Below are 22,288 nucleotides of genomic sequence, written 5' to 3' on the forward strand. Positions count from 1 at the left end.
TGGCCGCGTCTGTGATGGCTTTGCTCAGGCGGCTCGTGCGAACGCGCCTTCGGCAATTTATAGCAGTACTGGCGCAGAGCAGGATCGCCGGTCGATCTCCGCTTCAGGTGAAAGCGGCGGCACGCTACCGTTTGACGAGAGCAATAATCAGGTGAGGCGGTTTATTTCAGCAAGTAACCAGCGCTCAAAATCATTTAATGCCGTTTCATTTATCCCCGTTTCGGTGGGTTTCACTAAGCAGAATTTTTTACTCAGGCTGACCGAGGCTGGCCAGGGCGAAACAAGCCTGCCGCTACGCAGTTCATGTTCGATATAGATACGCGGTACCAGAGCGACACCTTGTCCGGCTATTACGGCAGCTATTGCCATTTCATGCAGATCATAGCGAACACCCTGAGCTGGGTTATCAATGATGATGTTGCTTTCCCGGGCATAGTGATGCCAGGCATCCGGATTCTGTCGGCGGTGGATCCGCGGCAGCTCGTTCAGCTGTTCGTTGACATCTCTATTTGTTAACAGGGCTGGATGGCATACCGGCACCAGTTTTTCCTGAAACAGAAACTGCGTACGCATACCGGCCCAGGCGGGATGCTCAAAATGCACCACGGCGTCAAAGCCGCTTCCGGACAGGATAAAAGGGTTTGTCCGGGCTGCGATATTGACCGTTATATTCGGGTACGCGGTGTTAAAGCCGTTCAGGCGAGGAATAAGCCATCGACTGGAGAAGGTCGGCAGAACGGCGATATCCAGACTTTTACCGCCTTCCGGCATACCCATTATGTATTGGGTATCTCTGTCCAGACGCTCAAGGGTTTCACGGACGTGATGCGCATAGCGCGCGCCAGCCGGATTAAGCTTTACGCGGCTTCCTGTACGATCAAATAACTTACGGTTCAGCAAAGATTCAAGCCGGCCAATCTGTCGGCTGATGGCGCCTTCCGTCAGCGAAAGTTCCTCGGCAGCCCGGGCAAAATTACCGTGCCTTGCGGCGGCCTCAAAAGCCTGAAGAGAAGTGCTGCTGGGTATTTTTTTGCGCATCGGGCGATCCCTGACTTAGCGCGCTTAAAGCGCTTTCAATGAGTTAATGTCACTAAACCGTGACATATTATCGATTTAAAGCGGTGAAATCAGCCCGTAGTATGATGAAAAGTCATTAAAGATAGAGGTGAAGGTGGAAGGTTCAGCGATTCGGAAAAAGCAGAATACAGTGCGCTTACTGTTGGCGCCATCGGCTTTATTATCTCTCAGCGCTTTTACGCAGTGGCAATTCTTTCGCATTACCTTTGTGGAATTTTCTTAATAAGCATCAGGAAATGGCACCATAAATTTATGCCTGAACCGTTTTAACTATTTCGCAAAAAAGAGACAGCTCAGAAAATAATCTTGAGGTATTTATGAACGCTTTAGTTTTTCCGTCTCGTCAGATTGGTGATTTTCAGGTAACAGCGCTGAGTGACGGTACTATGTCGGCCAGCCTGGATTTACTGTCAGGCATTGAAAAAGCGGATGCGGAGAGTCTTCAACACAACGCGGGAATCGCTCAGCCCGGCGATATCCATATAAACGGCTACCTTGTCCGCGGTCAGGGAAGAACTCTTCTGATTGACGCCGGCACAGGGAGCGATCTGACCGGAGGCGAGCTTAAGGCAAATCTTGCGGCGGCAGGCGTCAGCGCTGAGGAGGTGGATACGATCTTACTGACGCACTGCCATCCGGATCATATTGGCGGCCTGCTGGATGCGGAAGGCGAGCCGGTCTACAAACAGGCCGTGCTTCATCTGCATTCGCTGGAAGCGGAGTACTGGCTGGATAGCGAAAAAGAAAAAGGGGCCAGCGAACGTGGCAAACGTAATTTTGCCCTGGTGCGTCAAACGCTGAAAGCCTATGGCGATAACGTACGGTTCTTTAATGGCAATGCGATTATCCCGGAGATTGTCCCGCTGTGGCTGCCCGGCCATACGCCTGGCCATACGGGCTTCCGTATTGATTCAGGGGATCGGAGCCTGCTGATATGGGGCGATATCGTCCATTTTCCGCATATCCAGTCAGCCTGCCCAACGGTTGGCATTGCGTTTGATGTCGATCCTGTCCAGGCCAGTGAAACACGTCAAAAAATCCTTGAGCAGGCCGCGCAGGAAAAACTGCTTATCGCAGGTATGCATTTGGCTAAGGCCGGGTTTGCCCGCGTTCTCAGGGCTGAAAATGGCTATCGCCTTGCTTATTCGGAAGAGTAAGGGATTTGAAAGGAGTAAACAGGAAAACGGCAATATGATCGGCCGCTGGCCATAAGCGCGGGGAGCGTCACGTCATGCTGCGGAACGGTGGAAACCGCTTCTCTGGCTGGTTCCACCGCTGCCGATGCTGGCTCAGCGTAACGAGTACCCGAGCGGTTTGATGCCGTTGATCATATTGTTCTCCTCAGAAGCCAACCGATTGCAGATAGTTCAGGCTCGCGGTGACGTCGTGCAGACTGGTTTCCACATTACGCGGATCTCTTTCCTGCTCAATGGTGATCCAGCCCTGATAGTGACGCTGGCACAAAAAGCGGTGTATTTGCGGATAGTTAATTGAGCCGCTGCCAAGCGGGCACATGACGCCGCGGGCGCAGGCGGAGAAAAAGTCCACTTCTTCGGCAATCGCCTTCTGCCAGACCGAGATGTTGATATCTTTAAAATGAAGATAATCAATACGATCCCAGTATTTATCGAGCGCGGTGATGGGATCCATGCCGGAGTAAAAGAGATGGCCCGTATCCAGGCAGAGGCCGGCTACCGAATGAGGAATAGCCTGAACCAGCTGCGCCAGCTCATCCTCATATTCGATGCATCCACCGGCATGAGGATGGATCACCGGGCGCACCCCATATTCTTTCCAGGCAATCTCACTGAGCGTAATGATGTGTTTCATCATGGTTTGCCAGTCAGCGGAAGAGAGTCGAGGCGCCTTTGCCGGCTGTCCTGCCAGGGCAGCACGTTCCGGATGGCCAAAATCGATAATGACTAAATAGGGGGCAGGATGATTGTCGCCATGCAGTTTTTCCGCCACGGGCGCCGCTTTGAGGTTGCGGCAAATATTATGCGTCAGCTCCACCATAGCCGGAAAGTTCGCTTCGCTAACCAGATCGTCAAAAAGGGTGCCGGCAACCAGCGAGAGCTGATGCTGATTCAGCGCGGCTGTCAGCTCATCGGCCTGTATCGGCAAATAGCCCCATGGCCCAAGTTCAATACTTCTGTATCCTGCCATCGCCGCTTCCTGCAGAACTTTTTGCCAGGAAGGTAGCCAGGGATTTTTAGGGTCATCCACGCCCCAGCTGCAGGGAGCATTAGCAATCATTATCGTCATCAGGCTTTCTCATCAGGTTGAACGTTACGGGGAGCATTGGCACGCTCCGCTGGGGAAGCAGGCAGAAGAAAAACTGAAATTGCAGGCAAGGTTAAAATCAAACGTTCGCAGACGGCTCTCGTTTCCTGTTGAAGTAACAGAGGTAATATGAACTTTTCTTTCATTTTTTACCCGACGTTGAAATATTCATTCCTTTTCATTATCTGCAGGCACAGAGAAATGTCTATAAATGAGGGAGCAAACTTGAGCATCTAAGGTGAGAAAAGCTTACCAGGTCACAGATTTGGCATTTCTGTTTCTTTTTCCGTGCTGGCGAATGCGTTTTATGCGGATGCAGCGGTGAGTGTTCCTTACCAGTGATTCACAAGCCTTGCTGATTTTCTTCTGGTCTTACCGGAAATAAATAAGGTGGCTGATTAAGCTTGCGGTAGTCACAATTGAGGGACTCTTTCAGGCGCCGGCATTAATGATGCCGACGACACTATCACAGTGGAACAATAAAACCGCCCTGCAAAAAGTTATTTAGCCCAGTAAAGCCGGGAAGGGTTATCCACAAAAATCGCCTGTCGAACCTTTTCAGAAGGCAGCCATAAACCGAACGCATTAAGAATGGAAATGTCATCAACCGGGTAAAAATACTCAATGCCTTCTCTGGTGCGTTTTTTACCCGGGGCTGGCATGGTATGCGGCCAGTCAGAGGCCCAGAGGAGGCGGTCAGGTTTGCGGGAAACCAGCGCGTCGATAAACGGGCTAACGTTCTGCCAGGTCGTATCTTTCGTCACCCGATAGAGGGCTGAAAGTTTGACGTAGACGTTGCCAGAATCAAGCAGGGTGAGCAGCTCGCTGAAACCCTGTTGCTGCACCCCTTCTTCTGCTTTCAGCTTGCCGAGGTGGTCAATGACGACCGGAACGGGCAGCGTAGTGATTGTGGCGCTCAGCGCGGCGATTTCATGCAGAGTGGTATAAATCTGCAGGTGCCAGCCCAGGGCGCCGATCTTATCCGCCATTTTCTTCAAATAGCTGCCGCTCTCTTCGGCGCTGAGTTTACCGCCAGCGCGCGCTTCCATATTCAGACGCAAGCCGCGCACACCCTGTTCGTGCAGCTTCTTCAGGTCCTCAGATGAAATATCATCATCAACCACGGCCACGCCACGCGCCTTTTTCTGACCGAGGACTTTAACTGCATTCAGCATGCAACGGTTATCCGTGCCATACGGACTCGGTTGGATCAGCACCACACGATCTATGTGCAGCTCTTTAAGATGACGCTCCAGATCGCTGATGGGAGCATGGTCGGGTGTATAAACCCTTTCTTCCGTGAAGGGGAAATGTTCAGGATCAAACACATGCACATGGCAGTCGCAGCTGCCTGATGGCGGAATAAACTTAAGCTTAGTGGCAAAATTGTCAGATGAAATGGCCGCAGCCCAGCTCAGTTTTGCATTGACGCCTGCAGCTACGCCGACCAGCGGCAGGGTTTTTAACAGAGAACGACGTGAAATCATGTGCATCTCCTTCACAGGTACGGGGTAAGATTTTTATTTATTTAACGGCCCCACCGTTGAGAGGGCCTGGCCCTCTGCGGTATCGGTAAACTTCTCAAAATTGGTGACAAACTTGTTAGCAAGGAACAGGGCTTTATCCCGCCAGTGCTGTTCGCTCTCCCAGGATGCTCTTGGGTCAAGGATTTCGGGTGAAAGGGCATTGAGTCCATGCGGTACGGCAAGGTTAAAAACGGGTAACGTAAAGGTCACTGCGCTATCCGCTTCACCGCGCAGAATCGCGTTGATGATGGCGCGAGTATCTTTAATCGAAATACGCTTGCCCTGACCATTCCAGCCGGTCAAATCGGCGCGCGTCTCTTCAGTAAACAGAGTGGCGTAATCAGGGTTGTAAATAATGTCAGCGGAGGAGGTAATACCATAAGCCGCTAACTGCTGGCTTAAACGAGAATGCGTGGTCATCTGCAGGCTCCGGAAATTGTGGTGAGCGTTCAGTGAGCATGAGCAAGCCGTTGGCGGTGAAGCCAATAGTTTGCGTTTTAATTAACGAGCAGGTTAGGTCAGATGTCTTTCAAAATGCGGATAGTTCGTTCCTGAATGAAATCCTTCACTTTTTCAGCGTAATTTTTCATGTGTGCTGCAGCTGCGTGATCCTTCAGACAGGTTTCATCGCGCCACTTTTCAATAATAATTAGCGTGTCGGGACCGAAGCCGGCTGCGGCTTCCGCTGAGAAATCAACCACAGGACGATATTCGATGCAGCCTTCCTCAGCGACAACCGCTGGAATATTTTCCTGAACTCGGGCAATAATTTCATCCCGCATGCCGGGTCTGGCGGTAATTATCGCAATGACATGGATCATTCTTTGTTCCTTATAAAAAAGCGGGCAGCAGCGCCCGCTTCTCGGCTTTACTTGTTGCGTTCGCTGTAAAGCACACCGCCACGCGTCTTATCTGTCGCTTTGGTTTCAACGATGGACACGACGACACGATCTTTATCAACCCCAAAACTTTCAACGACCGCTTCGGTGATTTTCACCATCAGCTTTTTCTTCTGCTCAGCAGAACGGCCTTCTACCGCATACACCACAATCTCTGGCATGTTTGTCTCTCACCTTTTGCGTTAATCAGGTGGACGTCCCTGGTCCACGGCCCACATTCTGACTTTCGGCTACCGGCTACCGGCTACCGGCTACCGGCTACGGATCTGCTCGATAACCGCCGTGGTGTAAGCCCTGGTGCCTGTGCTACCGCCCAAATCAACGGTGCGGTGCGCTGGCTCAGCCAGCACTTTTTCAATCGCGTTGTGAATGGTTGCGCCTGCTTCTGTCCACAAAGGCATCGCTTTCTTCTCGCCAATCCACTCCAGCAGCATGGCTACCGACAGGATCATGGAGGTCGGGTTCGCTTTATCCTGGTTCTGGATGTCAGGTGCTGAACCGTGTTGCGCCTGAGCACAGCACTGATGATCGCCTGCCATGACCGAACCGGCCAGGCCCAGGCTGCCCGACAGTTCACTTGCCAGATCAGAGAGGATGTCACCGTAGAAATTGGTGGCGACCAGTACGTCGAAACGCTCGGGGTTACGTACCAGATGCGCAGTTGATGCATCGACCAGCAGGTCGTCCAGCTGCACGTCCGGAAAGTCTTTAGCTACGGTGCGTACTGCCTCGAGGAATAGCCCGTCGGTCATATGGAAACTGTTGGCTTTATGAATAGCGGTGACTTTTTTGCGGCGTTTGGCTGCCAGTTCGAATGCACGGCGGGCGATACGCTCAGAACAGTGTCGGGTAATTTTACGCGTAGAAAGCGCCATGTCCGGGCTCGGCATCACTTCACCCCAGCCACGGGCCATGTTGCGATCGGGATAAAAGCCTTCCGTCGCTTCACGCATGATGACCAGGTCCATGGTTTTGCCTTCACGCAGGTTACTGGTGATATAAGGGCGGGTGCGTGCCGGACGCACGTTAGCGTAAAGATCCAGGCCTACGCGGAATGCGCCAGAAACGTTGATGCCGCCTTTATCTGGCCTGGGGTAATCGGCGTGAGAAATGGTGCCCAGCAAAATGCCTTCATAGGCGCGCGCGCTTTCCAGCAGGTCAGGACGCAGCGTGGTGCCATATTTTTCCAGGCTGGCGAAGCCGATATCCTGATAGTCATACTCAATGCCTAAACCGTGCTTCTGGTCGACTTCTTTCAGCACCGCGACGGCTGATTCAATGATTTCAGGACCGATACCGTCACCCGGCAGAACGAGAAATTTCATGACTTTTCCTTACGTTAATCTGATTAGCTTTTATGCTCTGCCGCAATGGGCCGCGTCTCGCCCGTTTCAACCAGCGTGCGATTAGCATCGGGTGAACCATACACCCACATAATCTTCATCGGCTCCGTTTCCGAGGCGTTGCGAAAGCGATGCGGAACGCCTGCCGGGATGAAGGTGACATCCTGAGGCTGGATCGCAAACTCCTGCCCGTCGATGTCAAAAATTGCGTTGCCCTCAACCAGCAGCACGCTCTCTTCACAGTTATGGAAATGGAACGGAATTTTCGCGCCACCCGCAAATTCGGTATAACCGGTAATAAAAGCGCTGGCGCCCATCCCTGCCGTCACCAGAGGTGTTGTGCTGGCGCCGCCGCCACGGTCATGTTTTTTTATATCTGCCGGATGCAGCAGATATGAATTCGATGCTGTTTTAATCATGCTCATCATCCTCTTTACTTAGCGGGGCCGATCCACACTGTTTTGACGTTGGTAAACTCGCGGATGCCCAGCTCGCCCAACTCACGACCATAGCCAGACTGCTTGATTCCGCCAAACGGCAGGCGTGGATCGGAAGCGACAAGCCCGTTAACAAATACGGCGCCGGCTTCGATGCGGCGGGCGACGCGGTAGCCATTTTCGACGTCGTTGGTCCAGACAGCCGCACCCAGACCAAACTCGGTGTTGTTGGCCACGGCAATCGCTTCTTCCTCAGACTGCACGCGAATAATGGCGGCTACCGGGCCAAAGGTTTCCTCGATAGCGGCAGTCATCTGCGTCGTAACGTTATCCAGCACCGTTGGCAGGTAGTAATAGCCTTCGCTATCGACAGCGCGACCGCCGGTAACCAGCGTTGCCCCTTCCTGAACGCTGCGCTCAACCTGTGTGTGCAGTGCATCGCGCAGATTTTCACGCGCCATCGGGCCAATAGTGTTATTTCGATCGATTGGACTGCCGGTTTTCAGCTGTTTGACGCCTGCGACAAACAGTTCAACGAACTTATCTGCCACGGTTGCGTCCACGATGAAGCGCTTGGATGAGATGCAGCTCTGCCCGGTGTTAGAAAAGCGCGCTTTTACCGCCATTTTTGCGGCCAGTTCGACATCGGCATCGGCCAGAACCAGGAAGGGATCGGAACCGCCCAGCTCAAGAACCTGTTTTTTCATCAGGCTGGCCGCCTGGGAAGCGACAATTTTGCCCACTTCCGTTGAACCTGTCAGCGTAACGGCTGCCACACGCTCATCTGCCAGCACGCCCGCCACGTCGGACGAGTTTATCAGCAGCGTCGATACCAGGCCTTCCGGCGTCCCGGCTTCGCGGAACAGCTCCTCAAGCTGAATAGCGCAGGCGGCCACATTGTTAGCATGTTTAAGCAAGGCACCGTTACCGGCAGCGAGTGCAGGCGCGGCGAAACGAATGAACTGCCAGAACGGATAGTTCCACGGCATGATGGCCAGTACAACACCCAACGGATCGTAAACGATGCGGCTGTCAGTAGCATTGCTCGGCACCTGCGTGTCGTCCAAAAATTTTCCCGCGTTTTCTGCATAAAACTCGCAGGTCACTGCGCACTTCTCAATTTCGGCTTCGGCTTCGGCAACAGGCTTGCCCATCTCTTTGGTGATGGTTGCCGCATAACGAGCTTTGTTACAACGCAGCACCTCAGCCACGCTGTTCAGCAGCGTCACGCGCTCAGCAACCGGCTTCTTACCCCAGGATTTCTGCGCGTCGTATGCACCTGCGATACGTTTCTCAACGTCCGCAGATGAGTGCAGTGGATACTCAGCAATCGGGCGACCAGTAGCGGGATTAACAGTAACAATCATGATTCGGCCTTTTTTTCAGTTTCAGAAATCGTAAAGCGCGTATGCGTTGGTAGTCAGAATGCGGCGAAACAGGTCGTCGTTATCGATCCAGCAGGCAAGGCGGTGGAGATCCTGCCGGTCATCAACGGCAGCAAAAGGTTCAATTTCTTCAATCGTGCCGCTGCGGCGACCATGACCACCGGTATGAGGCCAGTCGGATGCCCAAATTAGACGTTCGGGCGCAATGCTTATAAAACGTTTAACCACGCTGGCCAGATCGGCATGATCCACGGCGCTGGATACCCGGCTCGGTGCAGAGAGTTTTACCCAGATGTTGGGGCACTGGAGCAGCTCTGCTATCTGGTCAGCCAACGCAGCGCCGCCTGCAAAATGATCCAGTACAACCGTTATTTTGCTGTCGCGAATAACCGGCAGCAACAGCGCCAGCTGTGTTGAACTGGCGAAAATTTGCATATGCCAGCCCAGCGGGCCGATGCGTTTTGCTGCGCTGTCCATTTCAGCGCGAAGGCGGGCGATATCGCCTGCGCCCGAAACAGAAAGGTTTAGACGGATTCCGCGGACGCCTTTCAGATGCAAAGCGCGCAGCTCTTCATCAGTGACATGGTCAACATCGATAACGACCACGCCACGTGCGCGGTCAGATCCTAAAACCGTCAGGCCATGACAGAGCGCGCGGTTATCTGTGCCATAGCAACTGGGCTGAATCAGCACGTTGTGCGTCACGCCCAACATTTCGTTATGGGCCGCTAAGTCAATCAGTGTTGCAGAGGCTGGCGTGTAGCGACGGTCGCTGGAATAGGAAAAGATATCAGGCATAAAAAGATGAACGTGGCTGTCGCACGCCCCGAAGATATTTTCCGATAAAAATGCCCCAGACATAGTCACCTCTTTGGTATCTTGTTTTGTCAAAATACCATAAAGTTAGTGTGAAGCAATTGTTGTGGTATTTTTTTGTTATCAGAGTCACATTTGCGTCCTGGCCACAAATTTACGGGTTTAACTCTCTCGGGTTAAAATCAGGTTTTAGTTTTTTACAGGGTGAGTCGCTATGCCCCAAACGCTGTCAGCGCAGTTAGTACAAAGCATCATTCAGTACATCAATAATCACTCGCTTGTTGTCGGGGCGCGCCTCCCTGAGCGTGCCCTGGCTGAGCACTTACGTGTTTCCCGTTCACCAGTACGTACTGCACTGGCCAAAATGGCTGATAAAGAGTTGATTAGCCGCCATCCGGAAGGGGGCTATGTGGTGGCGGAAGGTGCGCTTTCCTGTTCGCCTTTTACCGAGCCGGTGAAAAGCAGTGCGGATGAAATCTATTTCAAAATTGCTAACGACAGGCTGAACGGTGAACTGCCAGAGAAAGTCACTGAGAATGAAATGATGCGCCGCTACGGCATTACTCGTAGCCTGCTCAGCGATATTCTGCTGCGCATTCATCATGAAGGCTGGATAGAACGGCTGCCCGGTCATGGCTGGATATTTGCAGAGTCGATGTCATCCGGTGGGGCTTATAACGAAAGCTATCGTTTCAGGAAGATCATTGAACCAGCAGGGATTCTTGAACCCACCTTCAGACTCGACAGGGCCAGCATTCTTCAGTGTCAGGAAGAGCAGGAGTGGCTATGCAACGGTGCCATTTTTTCCGTGACGCCAGCCCAAATATTTGATGCTAATACCCGACTGCATGAGGCCATTGCTACCTGTTCAGGCAACATGTTTATCCTTGACTCATTACGGCGTTTAAACCGCGTGCGTCGCCTGATGGAGTATACGAAAGCGGTGGACCGCGATCAGGCCCTGCGCCGCTGTAAAGAGCATTTAGTCTTGATCGGATTGCTACTTGAAAATGACAGAGAGGCGGCTTCCGACTACATGCGTATACACCTTTCAGATGCTTCTCGCGAGAAGCAGGCAAAATAAAAAGCCCGGACAAGGTCCGGGCTTTTTTGACAGAGGCAGCATGTTCAATACATCAGATGCATCATGATCAGGGCGACCGCCACGGTGATGCCTCCGCCGATACGCGTAGCAATCTGCGCGAACGGCATAAGACGCATGCGGTTACTCGCGGTCAAAATAGCGATATCGCCCGCGCCGCCCATTCCGCTATGGGTACTGGTAACGATTGCTGCTTCAACAGGATAGAGATTGACGAAGCGAGCAGTAAAGAAGCCGCCTGTTACCATTGCCAGCACCGTTGCCACGATGGTTATCAGGTTTGCCGGCGCGAAGCCCGCAATCAGACTTTCCCACGGCGTAAGAACCAGGCTGAAGGTGAATAAAATCGGGAAGGCCATTGCCGTCAGCGCAAACTTGTAAACCACCGCTGAGCCCGCCTGAATACGCGGCGAAATCAGATGGCACAGCATCAGCAACACTGCCAGGAACAGCATTACGACAGGCGCGGGCCACTTCAGCAGGTCATGCATCAACACGCCGACCAAATAGAGCATGACTGCCACGATGGCAGCGGCTGCAACGGCACGAATATCACAGCCTTTCTCTGCTTTTGGCTGTTTGCCCAACAGATCTTCAGCGCCTGGCTGCAGGACACCGTTACCGCTCAGATGGGGCAGCCGATTACCCAGGTTCGCCAGCAGGCCGGCAAGAATCACCGCCGTCAGGTTGCCGACCATGATGGCAGGCATCACTTTCGCCAGCATTTCCCCCTGATCCTGCCCCAGAATTTGCGAATAGCCAATTGTCAGCGGGATCGCACCTTCACCGACACCACCAGCCATAATGGGCACCACGATATAGAAAAATGTTTGGTGTAGGTCGATCCCCATCAGCACGCCAACACCGGTCCCGACAATGCCTGCACAGACTGTGCCTGCGGCAAGCGGAGCAAAGATTTTCAGAAAGCCTTTAATCAGCAATGAGCGATCCATACTCAGGATCGAACCAACAATGACAGCGGCAATGAACAGGTTGAGAATTTTACTGGTTTTAAAGAATTCGCCTACGCTGTCGGTCATTGGCTGCGGGATCCAGCCCAGATAACCTAAAAGAGAGGGGACAAAGGTCACCAGCACCGCACCGCCGCCAATATTTCTTAATAAAGGCAGTCGGTTACCAATCTCACCCAGGGTAAAGGCAAAGGTAGCCGCAATAGCAATAACCATTGCCAGTTCTTTGGTGATGCCGTTGATAGCCGTAAAGCCGATCATCAGAATAACCATGACGATGTAGACCGGTAATGGAATGATACCAATATCGAAGTCCATAAGTTTCCACCAGGTTTTGACCCAGGCCGGCTGGTTCTCTCTCTCTTTTTCTGCGGCTTTATCTTTGGTTTCAGTGATGTTGACCATCGTCTTTCTCTGCGTTGATTCCAGACCTGGTGTCACGTCCGGATGAGTAAGAGGTAGGGAATTACCCAAGGATTTATTTACTTACTTTTAACATGAGCAACATCAATCTAGCTTTTTGCGGTTCTTTAGATCAACAAAATACCATTGAGGTTAACATCTATTTTCTTTAGATGTGATCGGCCCCACACATCATGTTCAGCGGCCTGATTGCATCTATTTGGCAGGATTAATGAGTAAGAAGCATGAAGCAGGCAGGTTGATTCGGCACGACTGTCTGCGCAAATGGCATCAGACTAAGCCGCTGGCGGGCAGTGAATTCGGCCAGAAAGAGTCTGGCTTTTTATCGGGTGCGGTGGCGTCCTCTTTGCATGCTGTTACGGCGATGCATAAGCAAAAATGCCAAAGCAAAAAAATAAGGCTATACACAGCCTCATTTTCATTGCGCCGGGGCCGCGCTTATCGCTATTTCCCACGCTCGCTATAGAGCACGCCGCCGCGCGCTTTGTCGCTGGCTTTGGTTTCGACGATCGATACCACCACGCGATCGCGCTCTACGCCGAAACTCTCTACCACGGCCTCGGTAATCTTCACCATCAGGGTTTTCTTCTGCTCGGCAGAACGGCCTTCTACCGCATACACCACAATCTCAGGCATTCTCTTTTCCTCTTTCTTTGATAATGCGCTCCGCCGTAATCGGTCGCGTTTCGCCGATTTATACCAGCGTGCGGATGGCGTCCGGCGAACCCTAAATCCGTATAATTTTCATCGTCTCGGTGGCGGAAGCATTTCTGAACCGATGGTGTGCGCGCCGCCGTCGCGCTCATGTCAGCCAGGCACCGGATGCGCTATGCGTCGTGCGTTCTCTCCCCGTCGTGTAAGCCTGAGTCAGTCCCGCAGCGGATGCAGCTTCAGCGGATCGACGTACCCCTGAAGCACTCTTTCCGCAGCGGGAAAATTGGTGATGACCACGTCCGCGATGTTGAGGCTGTAAAGGTGGAACAGGCCGCTTTGATCATAGCGGCAGCTGTCCGCCAGTAGTACCGTGCGGCGCGACGCTGCGGCCAGCGCGCGATACCAGCGCTGACGATGCTCATCATGATGCCAGACGCCGCGCTCGCTCCAGCTCATCGGCGACAGATAAAGCAACTCGAAGCTCAGTGAGCCGAGCGACTCCAGCGACTTATAGCCGCTATGGTCGCTGCGACTAAGTTCGCCGCCTATGAAAAAAAGCTGCGCGGGTGTGTCACGCAGGATATCCCTGGCGATCAGAAAGTCGTTGGTCACCGCCGTCATCGCCGTCGTCCAGGGGATCTGCTGCGCCAGCTGGCGACACAGCGCGCCGCTATCGAGGAAAATAACGCGACTCTCTTTAAGATAGCTCAGCGCCACGTGCAGCAGCGAACGGCTCTCCGTCACGCCATCGCGGCTGCGTGCGCCGGAAGCGAGTGATTTGACCCCGCCGCGCACGGCGATCAGCGCGCCGGAGGCGGAAAGCTCGGCGACGTCCCGACGAATGGTCATCACCGAGACGCGCAGCCGATCCGCCAACGCCGCAAAGCTAAGGCAGGATTCGTCGGTCAGCGCATCGAGAATATGTTGATGTCGTTCTGCCGGGATCATGGCGTTACACCGGTACGATGCCAAGCAGCATCGCCGCCAGCAGCGCGCTAACGCTCAGGATCCAGACCTTGATCATGGAGTGACGAATATGCTCATCCACACGCAAATTGAGCAGACTCAGGCCGAGATGGGTCGCCGGGATAACCGGGCTCAGCAGCAAACCAATCTGTTCAGTGATCAGCATGGCAATGGTGACATGCAGCGGCGAGACGTTGAAACTCTGTCCCAGTCCTACCGCCAGCGGCAGCAGGGCAAAATAGAATGCGTCGGAGCCGATTAAAATCACCACCGGCACGCTAAAGGCCGCCAGAATAAGATAGAGATACGGGCCGAGGCTGTCAGGAAATATCGCCGCCAGCTCACTGACCAGCACTTTAATAATGCCGGTATTCTGCAGTATGCCGACAAAGACGCCGATAGTGAGAAAAATGACGATAACCGGAAATATGGTGATCGCGTACTCTTTGATTTTTTGCTGCGCTTTTTTGGCGTCGGGATAATTAATCATGACTGCCAATGCAAAGGCGATCATAAACAGATAATTGCCTGCCACCCAGCCCGCCACCAGCGTCACGATGGTGGCGATCACCAGCGCAAAATTGAGTTTCAGCAGCCAGGGACGCGGATTCGTCTGCGGGTTGAGCATCTCCTGGCGCATTTGATAGAAGGCTTCGGGCGTAATGCCCGACCCCTTGCGGTTCTCAACGCGCGCCATCCAGGCGCAGAGCAGGACGCCCAGCACAAACAGCACCCCTTGCAGCGGCAGCAGCTGATAATAAACGGCAAGAATATCGAGATGAGTCACCGCGATGGCGCGATTGAGGGATCCGCCCCAGGGCGTAATGCCGGTGACACCGACGCCAACCGTCACCAGTAGCAGCAGCGTTTTTCGGCTGATATTCATCTTCTCGTAGATGGGCAGCAGCGCGGGCACGGTCACCAGCAGGGTGGCGTAGGCGTTGCCGTCAAGGCTACAGACGGAGGCGATAACCAGCGTCGCCAGCAGCACGGAAAAGGTCGACGGGGTGACGAAGCGCAGGATAAAACGCACGATCACGTCAAATACGCCCGCCTCTTTCATCAGCGTAAAAAACATGGCGCTGAAGGCCACCAGCGTGGCGGTGCCGACCACTGACTTCAGCCCCAGCGCGACATAGTCGCCCAGCTCCCGGAAGCCGAATCCGCACACCAGCGCGGCGAGGGTAGGCAGGATAATAAACAGAATGCCTGGCGGAAAACTATTTTTCAGTAAACACCAGGTCAGCACGATAAACATGACGATCCCGGTAATCAGCATCAATGACATGGTCGAATTAACTCTGTTTTTATTTTTTACAGGTACAGAAAGCCCAGGCTATAAATAACCTGGGCGCGTTAACGTTATTTCATATTAAAAAGGGCGTCTAACTCGGCGACATTTTCCGGCGTCAGCGTATTCATGCCAAAGGGTTTAAGCATAAAATAGAGCCGGGCGGTCTCCTCTAACTCCTCGGCGTTGAATACCGCTTCGCGAATATTTTTACCGGAAATAATTGGGCCGTGATTCGCCAGCAGCATCGCATTATGCTCGACGGCGAGCTTTTCGACCTCTTCGGCAATCACCGGCGATCCAGGACGAAGGTAGCGCACCACTGGCAGTTTGCCGACGCGCATCACGTAGTAAGGCGTAATCGGCGGCAGCGCATTCTCATTATTCAGATCGGGCAGGCAGGAGAGGGCGGTCAGCCACGGCGAATGCAAATGCACGATTCCGCCACACTGTGGACGCTGACGGTAGATCGCGAGATGCATCAGGATCTCTTTCGACGCCTTCTCTCCCGCCAGCAGCTCGCCTGTCATCGTCACTTTGCTCAGCGTGTCGGGGTCCAGATCGCCGAAGCTGGAGTTGGTCGGTGTCGCCAGTACGTTGCCGTCAGGCAGTTTCAGGCTGATATTGCCCGCGCCACCGCTGCTGTAGCCGCGTTGATACATTGAGCGGGCGTAGCGCACCAGATCCTGGCGCAGTTGAGATTCACTCATGGAAAGGCTCCTGTGCTTTCAGGAAGAAATCGCTGTTGCCAAAGTTGCCGGATTTGAGGATCACCCATTTCCGTTCATCAAGAACCTGCGTCCAGGGCACGCCAGGTGCGACGGCGTCGCCGATCAGCATGCCGCGAATATGCAGTCCCTGCGTGACGGCGCCGGAGGTTTCGCCGCCCGCCACAATAAATTTGTTAAAGCCCTGCTGGCTAAGCGTCTGCGCCAGCGCGGCGAAGAACGCTTCAATCTTTTCGCTCACCCGCGCGGCGCCGTACTTTTCCTGGATTAGCGCGATGATGTGCGGCGGCTGCGTGGCATAGACCATCGGGGCGAGGGCGTCCTCAGCGTGCTGGCGTACCCACTCCGCTACGACGGGCAAATAGGCCGCATCGTGAAGGATTTTTTCGACGTCCAGCGCCAGCGAAGCGGCGCGCTGCTGGTAGAAGTCGACCTGCTGACGCGTCATCGAAGAACAGCTGCCCGACAGCACCACGCTGTAGCCCGCCGCCTCAATAGTCATGTCGCTGCCAGCACCACGCGCCTGCTGCGTATCGACCGCCGCGATGGCGTAGCCCAGCCCGGCGGCACCCGTCACCAGCGGAAACGCGGCGGTGGCGCGCGCTACGGTCAGCAGATCGGCGTTATCGAGCACGTCGAAAATCACATAGCGAGCCTGACTCCTCTGCAGCGCTGCCAGCTGAGCCTGAATCTGATCCGGATGGTTTTTTACCGTATCAAGGATGATGTTGCCGCACAGGCCGGTTGACTGCGCCTCCATCAGCTTTTTCAGCGACGACGCTTTCATCGGCGTTACCGGATGGTGCTGCATGCCGCTTTCGTTGAGTAGCTCGCCTTTAACGAACAAATGGCCGTGCACGATGGTGCGACCGTTATCCGGTACCGCCGGGCACACCAGCGTCATCTCAGCGTGAAGGTTTTTCATCAACGCATCCGTGACTGGCCCAATATTGCCCTGCGCCGTGGAGTCAAACGTCGAACAGTATTTAAACAGTTGACGCTGGCAACCTTGCGCCTTAAGCCAGTTGGATGCGGTCAGCGACTGGCTTACCGCATCCTCTACCGCAATTGAACGGCTCTTGAGCGCGATGACGATCGCGTCCACGCCTTCAGAGGCGAATGCCTCCTCTGGCACGCCGTTAAACATCACCACTTTCCAGCCAGCGTTCACCATAAAGCTGGCTATATCCGTGGCGCCGGTAAAGTCATCGGCGATAACGCCTAACCTGATCATACTTTTTCCCTTCGTGCTCAATGAATGCGCTAATACTGCTTTTATATATTTATAAATGCAAAGTACATCAATGTTAATTTGTGGTTAAGATCACAAATTTAATCCCGAAGGCGGATGGCTACTGATTGCAGTAAACGGCGTACGGAAAGGAGAAAAAAAAGCAGTAAGCTGCTGAAGGCTCTGCGTCGCTAACTGACTGAAATTCAACAGCCTTGTAAGAATGTGATTTTTTTGTGTGATAAATGTGATCTTCATCACCTTGTGTCTAATGCATTTATTGGTATAAAAATGCAATCAAAACTGACCCACTATTGGAGTGTATATGCGTATTCTGGTTCTGCCTTGTGACGGCATCGGCCCTGAAATCACCTCAGCTGCGGTAACCGTGCTGAACTCACTGGACAAAGCCTATGGACTGGGTTTTGAGTTTGACTATGAAGATGTCGGCTTTAAAAGCCTGGAGCTGCACGGCACCACGCTGCGTCAGGAGTCGCTGGAAAAAGCGAAAACCTACGACGGCATTATTCTCGGCACCCAGTCACACGCCGACTATCCGGCGCCGGAAAAGGGCGGACGCAACGTCTCCGCCGGTTTTCGTATCGGCCTTGACCTCTACGCCAACGTACGTCCGGCGCGTACTCGTCCATTCCTGACCTCGAATATGAAAGAGGGCAAGACCATGGATCTGGTGATCATGCGCGAGGCGACCGAAGGCTTCTATCCCGATCGCAACATGACGCGCGGCTGGGGAGAAGTGATGCCGAGCCCGGATATGGCGCTTTCAACGCGTAAAATTACTCGCCACTGCTCTGAGCGCATTGCGCGCAAGGCGTTTGAGCTGGCGATGCAGCGCCGTAAAAAAGTCACCGCGATCCATAAAGCCAACAGCTTCCATATGACCGACGGCCTCTTCCTGGAAGCGGTGCGCGACGTTGCCAAAGAGTTCCCGGAAGTCGAGCTGGACGATCTGCTGGTCGACGCCTCTACCGCGCACCTGGTGCGTAACCCCGAGCGTTTCGACGTGCTGGTCGCCACCAACTTCTACGGCGACATCATCAGTGACCTGGCGAGCGAGCTGTCAGGCAGCCTGGGTCTGGCAGGCTCCATTATGGCCAGCGATACCCACTGCTGCGCGCAGGCGCAGCACGGCTCTGCGCCGGATATCCAGAATCTGGACAAGGCCAACCCGGTGTCGATGATCCTGTCGGCGGCGATGATGCTGGCATGGTATGCGGAAAAGCATAACCAGCCGACCTTCCTGAAAGCGGCGCAGGAGATTAATCGCGCCATCGACGAAGTGCTGGAAAATCCCGAAACGCGTACGCCGGATCTGGGCGGCAACTGCGGCACCAAAGCGTTCGCGGAGCGCGTGGCTGCGGCCATCCGCGCGTAACGGCTGACGTCAGGCTGCTGCACTGGCGGCGGCCTTTTCTAGGGAGAACATCATGAGCCAACGCATTGTGCTTATCCACGCCACGCCGCTGGCGGTAGCGCCGGTCAACGATACTTTCGCACGGCAATGGCCCGAGGCGGAGATCGCCAACCTGCTGGATGACGCGCTGAGCGGCGATCGCGGCAAAGTTGCGGCGCTGACGCCTGAGTTTTACCGACGTATCGACGCACTTGTGGAATATGCGCTGTCGATGCGTGCCGTAGCGATCCTCTTTACCTGCTCGGCGCTGGGCGAGGCGATCGACGCCAGCGCGCGGCGACACGCGCTGCCGGTGCTGAAGCCCAATGAAGCGATGTTTGAAGCGGCGCTGGCGAAGGGCAATGACATTCTGATGCTTGCAACGTTCGCGCCTGCCGTGTCGAGCATGGAGGCAGAATTTCACCAGCTCGCCGCCGCACAGGGCTCGACGGCGACGCTGAGAACGCAGGTGGTAGCCGGCGCGCGCGCCGCGCTAAGCGCGGGCGATGTTGAACATCATAACCGGCTGGTGGTCGAGGCCGCGCGCCAGAACCCGCACGTCGACGCCATTGTTCTGGCCCATTTTTCAATGGAAGTCGCTTTCGAGGAGATAAAAGCGGCCGCTGCCTGTCCGGTATTAAGCAGCGCGCAGTCCGCCGTAGCAAAATTAAAACGCCTGATGGCCTGATTTCTTTTCCAACCGTCAATAATAAAGGCCAACCGTGAACAGCCACTCTATTAAGGAGGAGGTGAAATACAGCGCTATTTCCTCTCCGCCAGAAACTCTGTTGCCAGAAAACAGCTGCGACTGTCATCACCATATTTATGACGATCGTTTTCCCTGCGCGCCGGACGATACGCGCAATTTACCGAACGCGACGCTTGACGATTATTCGCGCTTTAAAAGGTGGATGGGTTTTCAGCGGCATGTTCTGGTGCAGCCCTCTTCCTACGGCACCGACAATCGTTGTCTGCTGGCGGCGCTGGCGCAGGCGGGCGACTGCGCGCGCGGCGAAGCGGTGGTGACGGATCGGGTCAGCGACGCGGAGCTGGACGCGCTTGGTCAGGCGGGCGTCACCGGCGTCCGTTTCAACTTCGGCGCTGGCAGCGCCACCACACCGGAGATGATGTTGCCGCTGGCGCACCGGCTGTCGGCACGCGGCTGGCATTTGCAAATCCATGCCTCAGCCGACCAGCTCTGGTCGCTGCGCCCACTTCTACTGCAGATGCCGGGCAATCTGGTTATCGACCATGTTTTCCGCCTGCCGCAGCCTGAACCGATGGCGCATCCGGTCTGGCGGCTGGCGTGGGAATTGATCAACCGGGGGCGCTGCTGGGTCAAGCTTTCCGGACTTTACCATCAGTCACAGCGTGAGGATGTGTCAGACATGTCCGCCGTTATAAAAAGTTTTTTGCATGAAGCGACAGAACGCGTGTTATGGGGAAGCGACTGGCCGCACCCTAGCCTGATAAGCGCAAATAAAAAAATGCCAGACGATGCGTTAATTCTTTCGAAAGTCTTTCACTGGGCAAGTAATGAACAGGTTCGGCACAAGTTATTTGTGGCAAATCCGGCTGAACTTTACCGATTTAATTAATCGAATGGCAAAAAAGGCCGACATAATGGATACCTTACACTCTGCACCACGAAAAAATAAGCCGACGCACTATCGTTATATGATTTTGCTGATGGTGTTCCTCAGTATTGCGTTGAATCACGGCGATCGCGCCACTTTCTCTATCGCCGGAACGGATATGGTGAAAGCCGCCGGCCTGGATATTGTCGCGCTGGGCTATCTTATCTCTACCTTCACCTGGGCTTACGTGCTGGGACAATATCCCGGCGGCTGGCTGCTGGATCGCTTTGGCTCGAAAAAAGTGCTGGTGACCGGTGTCTTCGTCTGGTCGTTCTTTGTTTTTCTGGTGGGGTTCAGCACCGCGTTTGACAACGTCTGGGTGACGCGCGTCCTGATGTTCGGTTTTATCTTTATGATGGGACTGATCGAGGCCCCAACGCTGCCAGCCAACTCGCGCTTTCTCGCCGCCTGGTTCCCGGCGCGTGAACGCGGTAAGGCTTCTGGCTTTACCACTGCCGCGCAATATTTCGCGCTGGTGGTCTTCCTGCCGCTGATGGGCTGGTTCTCCTGGACCTTCGGCTGGGAATCGGTGTTCTGGTTTATGGGCGGCATCGGCATCCTGATATCGCTGCTGATGAGCCGCGTGCTGGCCGATACGCCGAAAGTCCATCCGCTGGTTAACAATGCCGAGCTGGAATACATTCAGTCCGGCGGCGGCCTGACCAACCTTAAAACCGCGAAAAAAGGAGACGTCAGCGGCAGAGGCTACACCAAAAAGCTGCTAACCAGCCGCCTTGCGCTGGGTGTTTATATGGGGCAGTTCTTTTTCACCGTGCTCTCCTACTTCTTCCTGACCTGGTTCCCGGTTTACCTGGTACACGATCGCGGCATGACCATTCTGAAAGCGGGCTTTGTCGCCTCGCTTCCGGCGCTGTGCGGCTGTGCGGGCGCGCTGCTGGGCGGCGTGCTCTCCGACTTTATGCTACAACGCGGCTTTAGCCTGTCGGCGGCGCGTAAAACGCCGATCGTCATCGGCATGCTGCTGGCCGTCAGCATGGTGATCTGCAACTACGTCGACTCCGCCTGGGTTGTGGTGGCGATCATGTCGCTCGCCTTCTTCGGCAAGGGGTTCGGCGCTATGGGCTGGTGCGTAGTCTCTGACTTCTCGCCAAAAGAAGCGGTAGGTCTGAGCGGCGGCCTGTTTAATATGATTGGCAATATCTCCGGGATCTTCACGCCCATTATCATCGCCTACATTATTAAGGATACAGGCTCCTTTAACGGCGCACTGATTTTCGTGGGCATCTGCGCCTTCCTGAACCTTTGCTGCTATCTCTTCGTTGCCGGTAAAATCCAGCGGTTAAACTTCGAGACCAGCCAGCAGGAGCCAAACGACCGCTTCCCGGAGGAACCGCATGTCAGTCACCGCTGATTCAGAAATCCGTTTCGCTATTAATCTCGGCAACGCCGTTCTGGCCAACACCTTGCCAGACGGCGCGCCAGGCGGCATTACCGTCGAGATTGCCCGTAAAATAGCGGCCGCGCTCGGCAGTCAGCCGCAGTTCGTCACTTACCTTACTGCAGGAAAAGTGGTGGACGACGCGCAAAATAGCCGCTGGGATATCGCGTTTCTCGCCGTCGATCCCAAACGTGAAGAGGTGCTGCGTTTCACGCAGCCCTATATTCAAATTCAGGGCACCGTGCTGGTGAAAGCGGAGAGCAACTGGCAGAGCGTTGACCAGATGGATCAGCCGGGCGTGGTGATTAATGTCGGCAAGGGCGCCGCCTACGATCTGCATCTGACGCGCCAGCTGCAGCACGCGAAGCTGAATCGTCTGGCTTCCTCACAGGAGGCGATAGACGCGTTTCTGAGAGGAGAAGGGGATATGGCGGCCGGCATTCGCCAGCCGCTGGAACGCGCCGCCCGCGAACAAGCGGGCTACCGTGTTTTGCCGGACAACTTTGGCGCCATCAACCAGGCGATTTGCGTGCCTCGCCAGCAGCCAGCGCGCTATGAAAAACTTGTTGAACTGCTGACCCAGTGGCAGCAGGATGGCAGCCTGCAATCCATCATTAACCGCTATCTGGCTGACGCCTGAACCGCTCGCAGAGCGTTCTCGTTATGAGAACGCTTTCTTATTTAAGGTTCAATTTTCAATCCTTTC

At 54.4% G+C, this 22,288-nt stretch carries 21 protein-coding genes and 2 pseudogenes; 7 read left to right on the top strand and 16 right to left on the bottom strand.

The features are described from left to right. Positions 1-147 precede the first annotated feature (147 nt). Positions 148-1,038: a LysR substrate-binding domain-containing protein gene (locus tag MKZ79_RS11920; RefSeq protein ID WP_336142453.1), complete on the bottom strand. Its 891-nt coding sequence runs from the start codon at positions 1,036-1,038 to the stop codon at positions 148-150. 356 nt (positions 1,039-1,394) lie between these two features. Here MKZ79_RS11920 and MKZ79_RS11925 point away from each other — a divergent pair, with 356 nt between their 5' ends. Next, positions 1,395-2,234 carry an MBL fold metallo-hydrolase gene (locus MKZ79_RS11925; RefSeq protein ID WP_336142454.1) on the top strand — a complete coding sequence of 280 codons (840 nt, stop codon included), beginning with the start codon at positions 1,395-1,397 and terminating at the stop codon, positions 2,232-2,234. 184 nt (positions 2,235-2,418) lie between these two features. On the opposite strand, the gene MKZ79_RS11930 is transcribed toward MKZ79_RS11925, so the two are convergent. From MKZ79_RS11930 to MKZ79_RS11970, 9 genes and pseudogenes are all read right to left on the bottom strand, one after another. After that, positions 2,419-3,342, bottom strand: a complete 924-nt coding sequence (locus MKZ79_RS11930) for a TIM barrel protein (protein WP_336142456.1) — start codon at positions 3,340-3,342, stop codon at positions 2,419-2,421. Positions 3,343-3,860: 518 nt separating this feature from the next. After that, positions 3,861-4,847 carry an amidohydrolase family protein gene (locus tag MKZ79_RS11935; protein ID WP_336142458.1) on the bottom strand — a complete coding sequence of 329 codons (987 nt, stop codon included), beginning with the start codon at positions 4,845-4,847 and terminating at the stop codon, positions 3,861-3,863. Between the two features lie 33 nt (positions 4,848-4,880). After that, positions 4,881-5,186, bottom strand: a pseudogene (locus MKZ79_RS11940) (phosphoenolpyruvate carboxykinase (ATP)); the annotation flags it as partial. A 218-nt stretch (positions 5,187-5,404) separates the two neighbouring features. After that, positions 5,405-5,707, bottom strand: a complete 303-nt coding sequence (locus tag MKZ79_RS11945; protein WP_336142461.1) for a putative quinol monooxygenase — start codon at positions 5,705-5,707, stop codon at positions 5,405-5,407. A 47-nt stretch (positions 5,708-5,754) separates the two neighbouring features. Next, on the bottom strand, positions 5,755-5,946 hold the full coding sequence (locus MKZ79_RS11950) for a tautomerase family protein (RefSeq protein ID WP_336142463.1): 192 nt from the start codon (positions 5,944-5,946) through the stop codon (positions 5,755-5,757). A 90-nt stretch (positions 5,947-6,036) separates the two neighbouring features. After that, a complete protein-coding gene (locus MKZ79_RS11955; protein ID WP_336142465.1) occupies positions 6,037-7,110 on the bottom strand; it encodes an isocitrate/isopropylmalate dehydrogenase family protein in 1,074 nt (357 codons plus the stop codon). Positions 7,111-7,133: 23 nt separating this feature from the next. Then, positions 7,134-7,553 carry a cupin domain-containing protein gene (locus tag MKZ79_RS11960; protein WP_336142468.1) on the bottom strand — a complete coding sequence of 140 codons (420 nt, stop codon included), beginning with the start codon at positions 7,551-7,553 and terminating at the stop codon, positions 7,134-7,136. 8 nt (positions 7,554-7,561) lie between these two features. Then, entirely contained in the window at positions 7,562-8,932 is a 1,371-nt protein-coding gene (locus tag MKZ79_RS11965) for an NAD-dependent succinate-semialdehyde dehydrogenase (protein WP_336142469.1), read from the bottom strand. A 21-nt stretch (positions 8,933-8,953) separates the two neighbouring features. Continuing rightward, positions 8,954-9,811, bottom strand: coding sequence for an amidohydrolase family protein (locus MKZ79_RS11970; RefSeq protein WP_336142471.1), 858 nt, complete (start codon positions 9,809-9,811; stop codon positions 8,954-8,956). 169 nt (positions 9,812-9,980) lie between these two features. Here MKZ79_RS11970 and MKZ79_RS11975 point away from each other — a divergent pair, with 169 nt between their 5' ends. Next, positions 9,981-10,850, top strand: coding sequence for a GntR family transcriptional regulator (locus MKZ79_RS11975; protein WP_336142473.1), 870 nt, complete (start codon positions 9,981-9,983; stop codon positions 10,848-10,850). A gap of 44 nt (positions 10,851-10,894) precedes the next feature. Here MKZ79_RS11975 and MKZ79_RS11980 read toward each other — a convergent pair whose 3' ends face one another. The 6 genes and pseudogenes from MKZ79_RS11980 to otnK all read right to left on the bottom strand — a co-directional run bounded on the left by MKZ79_RS11980 (position 10,895) and on the right by otnK (position 17,135). Next, on the bottom strand, positions 10,895-12,313 hold the full coding sequence (locus MKZ79_RS11980; RefSeq protein WP_336142475.1) for a 2-hydroxycarboxylate transporter family protein: 1,419 nt from the start codon (positions 12,311-12,313) through the stop codon (positions 10,895-10,897). 393 nt (positions 12,314-12,706) lie between these two features. Then, positions 12,707-12,910 (bottom strand): annotated as a pseudogene (locus MKZ79_RS11985) (tautomerase family protein); the annotation flags it as partial. 219 nt (positions 12,911-13,129) lie between these two features. Further along, entirely contained in the window at positions 13,130-13,864 is a 735-nt protein-coding gene (locus tag MKZ79_RS11990) for a DeoR/GlpR family DNA-binding transcription regulator (RefSeq protein WP_336142478.1), read from the bottom strand. Between the two features lie 4 nt (positions 13,865-13,868). Continuing rightward, positions 13,869-15,170 carry an SLC13 family permease gene (locus MKZ79_RS11995; protein WP_336142480.1) on the bottom strand — a complete coding sequence of 434 codons (1,302 nt, stop codon included), beginning with the start codon at positions 15,168-15,170 and terminating at the stop codon, positions 13,869-13,871. Positions 15,171-15,244: 74 nt separating this feature from the next. After that, positions 15,245-15,883 carry a 3-oxo-tetronate 4-phosphate decarboxylase gene (gene otnC, locus MKZ79_RS12000; RefSeq protein ID WP_336142482.1) on the bottom strand — a complete coding sequence of 213 codons (639 nt, stop codon included), beginning with the start codon at positions 15,881-15,883 and terminating at the stop codon, positions 15,245-15,247. Beyond that, entirely contained in the window at positions 15,876-17,135 is a 1,260-nt protein-coding gene (gene otnK, locus MKZ79_RS12005) for a 3-oxo-tetronate kinase (RefSeq protein WP_336142484.1), read from the bottom strand. Before otnK ends, otnC begins: the two co-directional genes overlap by 8 nt. A gap of 322 nt (positions 17,136-17,457) precedes the next feature. Between otnK and MKZ79_RS12010 the strand changes: the two genes are divergently transcribed. From MKZ79_RS12010 to MKZ79_RS12030, 5 genes are all read left to right on the top strand, one after another. Beyond that, positions 17,458-18,528: an isocitrate/isopropylmalate dehydrogenase family protein gene (locus tag MKZ79_RS12010; RefSeq protein ID WP_336142485.1), complete on the top strand. Its 1,071-nt coding sequence runs from the start codon at positions 17,458-17,460 to the stop codon at positions 18,526-18,528. Between the two features lie 52 nt (positions 18,529-18,580). After that, on the top strand, positions 18,581-19,234 hold the full coding sequence (locus MKZ79_RS12015) for an arylsulfatase (protein ID WP_336142486.1): 654 nt from the start codon (positions 18,581-18,583) through the stop codon (positions 19,232-19,234). Positions 19,235-19,334: 100 nt separating this feature from the next. After that, the gene (locus MKZ79_RS12020) at positions 19,335-20,144 is read left to right on the top strand and encodes an amidohydrolase family protein (RefSeq protein ID WP_336142488.1); all 810 of its coding nucleotides are present in this window, start codon (positions 19,335-19,337) and stop codon (positions 20,142-20,144) included. Positions 20,145-20,169: 25 nt separating this feature from the next. Further along, positions 20,170-21,555, top strand: a complete 1,386-nt coding sequence (locus MKZ79_RS12025; RefSeq protein WP_336142490.1) for an MFS transporter — start codon at positions 20,170-20,172, stop codon at positions 21,553-21,555. Then, positions 21,539-22,222 (top strand): transporter substrate-binding domain-containing protein, encoded by a 684-nt coding sequence (locus MKZ79_RS12030; protein ID WP_336142492.1) that lies wholly within the window; start codon positions 21,539-21,541, stop codon positions 22,220-22,222. The genes MKZ79_RS12025 and MKZ79_RS12030 overlap by 17 nt, the downstream gene beginning before the upstream one ends. Positions 22,223-22,288 lie beyond the last annotated feature (66 nt).

The sequence above is a fragment of the Erwinia sp. CGal63 genome (assembly GCF_037026505.1).
Classification (GTDB): domain Bacteria; phylum Pseudomonadota; class Gammaproteobacteria; order Enterobacterales; family Enterobacteriaceae; genus Erwinia.

What these genes read in the sequence shown, in the direction of transcription:
- MKZ79_RS11920 (WP_336142453.1), bottom strand. Translation starts at nt 1,038, where the DNA reads ATGCGCAAAAAAATACCCAGCAGCACTTCTCTTCAGGCTTTTGAGGCC.
- MKZ79_RS11925 (WP_336142454.1), top strand. Translation starts at nt 1,395, where the DNA reads ATGAACGCTTTAGTTTTTCCGTCTCGTCAGATTGGTGATTTTCAGGTA.
- MKZ79_RS11930 (WP_336142456.1), bottom strand. Translation starts at nt 3,342, where the DNA reads ATGACGATAATGATTGCTAATGCTCCCTGCAGCTGGGGCGTGGATGAC.
- MKZ79_RS11935 (WP_336142458.1), bottom strand. Translation starts at nt 4,847, where the DNA reads ATGATTTCACGTCGTTCTCTGTTAAAAACCCTGCCGCTGGTCGGCGTA.
- MKZ79_RS11945 (WP_336142461.1), bottom strand. Translation starts at nt 5,707, where the DNA reads ATGATCCATGTCATTGCGATAATTACCGCCAGACCCGGCATGCGGGAT.
- MKZ79_RS11950 (WP_336142463.1), bottom strand. Translation starts at nt 5,946, where the DNA reads ATGCCAGAGATTGTGGTGTATGCGGTAGAAGGCCGTTCTGCTGAGCAG.
- MKZ79_RS11955 (WP_336142465.1), bottom strand. Translation starts at nt 7,110, where the DNA reads ATGAAATTTCTCGTTCTGCCGGGTGACGGTATCGGTCCTGAAATCATT.
- MKZ79_RS11960 (WP_336142468.1), bottom strand. Translation starts at nt 7,553, where the DNA reads ATGAGCATGATTAAAACAGCATCGAATTCATATCTGCTGCATCCGGCA.
- MKZ79_RS11965 (WP_336142469.1), bottom strand. Translation starts at nt 8,932, where the DNA reads ATGATTGTTACTGTTAATCCCGCTACTGGTCGCCCGATTGCTGAGTAT.
- MKZ79_RS11970 (WP_336142471.1), bottom strand. Translation starts at nt 9,811, where the DNA reads ATGTCTGGGGCATTTTTATCGGAAAATATCTTCGGGGCGTGCGACAGC.
- MKZ79_RS11975 (WP_336142473.1), top strand. Translation starts at nt 9,981, where the DNA reads ATGCCCCAAACGCTGTCAGCGCAGTTAGTACAAAGCATCATTCAGTAC.
- MKZ79_RS11990 (WP_336142478.1), bottom strand. Translation starts at nt 13,864, where the DNA reads ATGATCCCGGCAGAACGACATCAACATATTCTCGATGCGCTGACCGAC.
- MKZ79_RS11995 (WP_336142480.1), bottom strand. Translation starts at nt 15,170, where the DNA reads ATGTCATTGATGCTGATTACCGGGATCGTCATGTTTATCGTGCTGACC.
- otnC (WP_336142482.1), bottom strand. Translation starts at nt 15,883, where the DNA reads ATGAGTGAATCTCAACTGCGCCAGGATCTGGTGCGCTACGCCCGCTCA.
- otnK (WP_336142484.1), bottom strand. Translation starts at nt 17,135, where the DNA reads ATGATCAGGTTAGGCGTTATCGCCGATGACTTTACCGGCGCCACGGAT.
- MKZ79_RS12010 (WP_336142485.1), top strand. Translation starts at nt 17,458, where the DNA reads ATGCGTATTCTGGTTCTGCCTTGTGACGGCATCGGCCCTGAAATCACC.
- MKZ79_RS12015 (WP_336142486.1), top strand. Translation starts at nt 18,581, where the DNA reads ATGAGCCAACGCATTGTGCTTATCCACGCCACGCCGCTGGCGGTAGCG.
- MKZ79_RS12025 (WP_336142490.1), top strand. Translation starts at nt 20,170, where the DNA reads ATGGATACCTTACACTCTGCACCACGAAAAAATAAGCCGACGCACTAT.
- MKZ79_RS12030 (WP_336142492.1), top strand. Translation starts at nt 21,539, where the DNA reads ATGTCAGTCACCGCTGATTCAGAAATCCGTTTCGCTATTAATCTCGGC.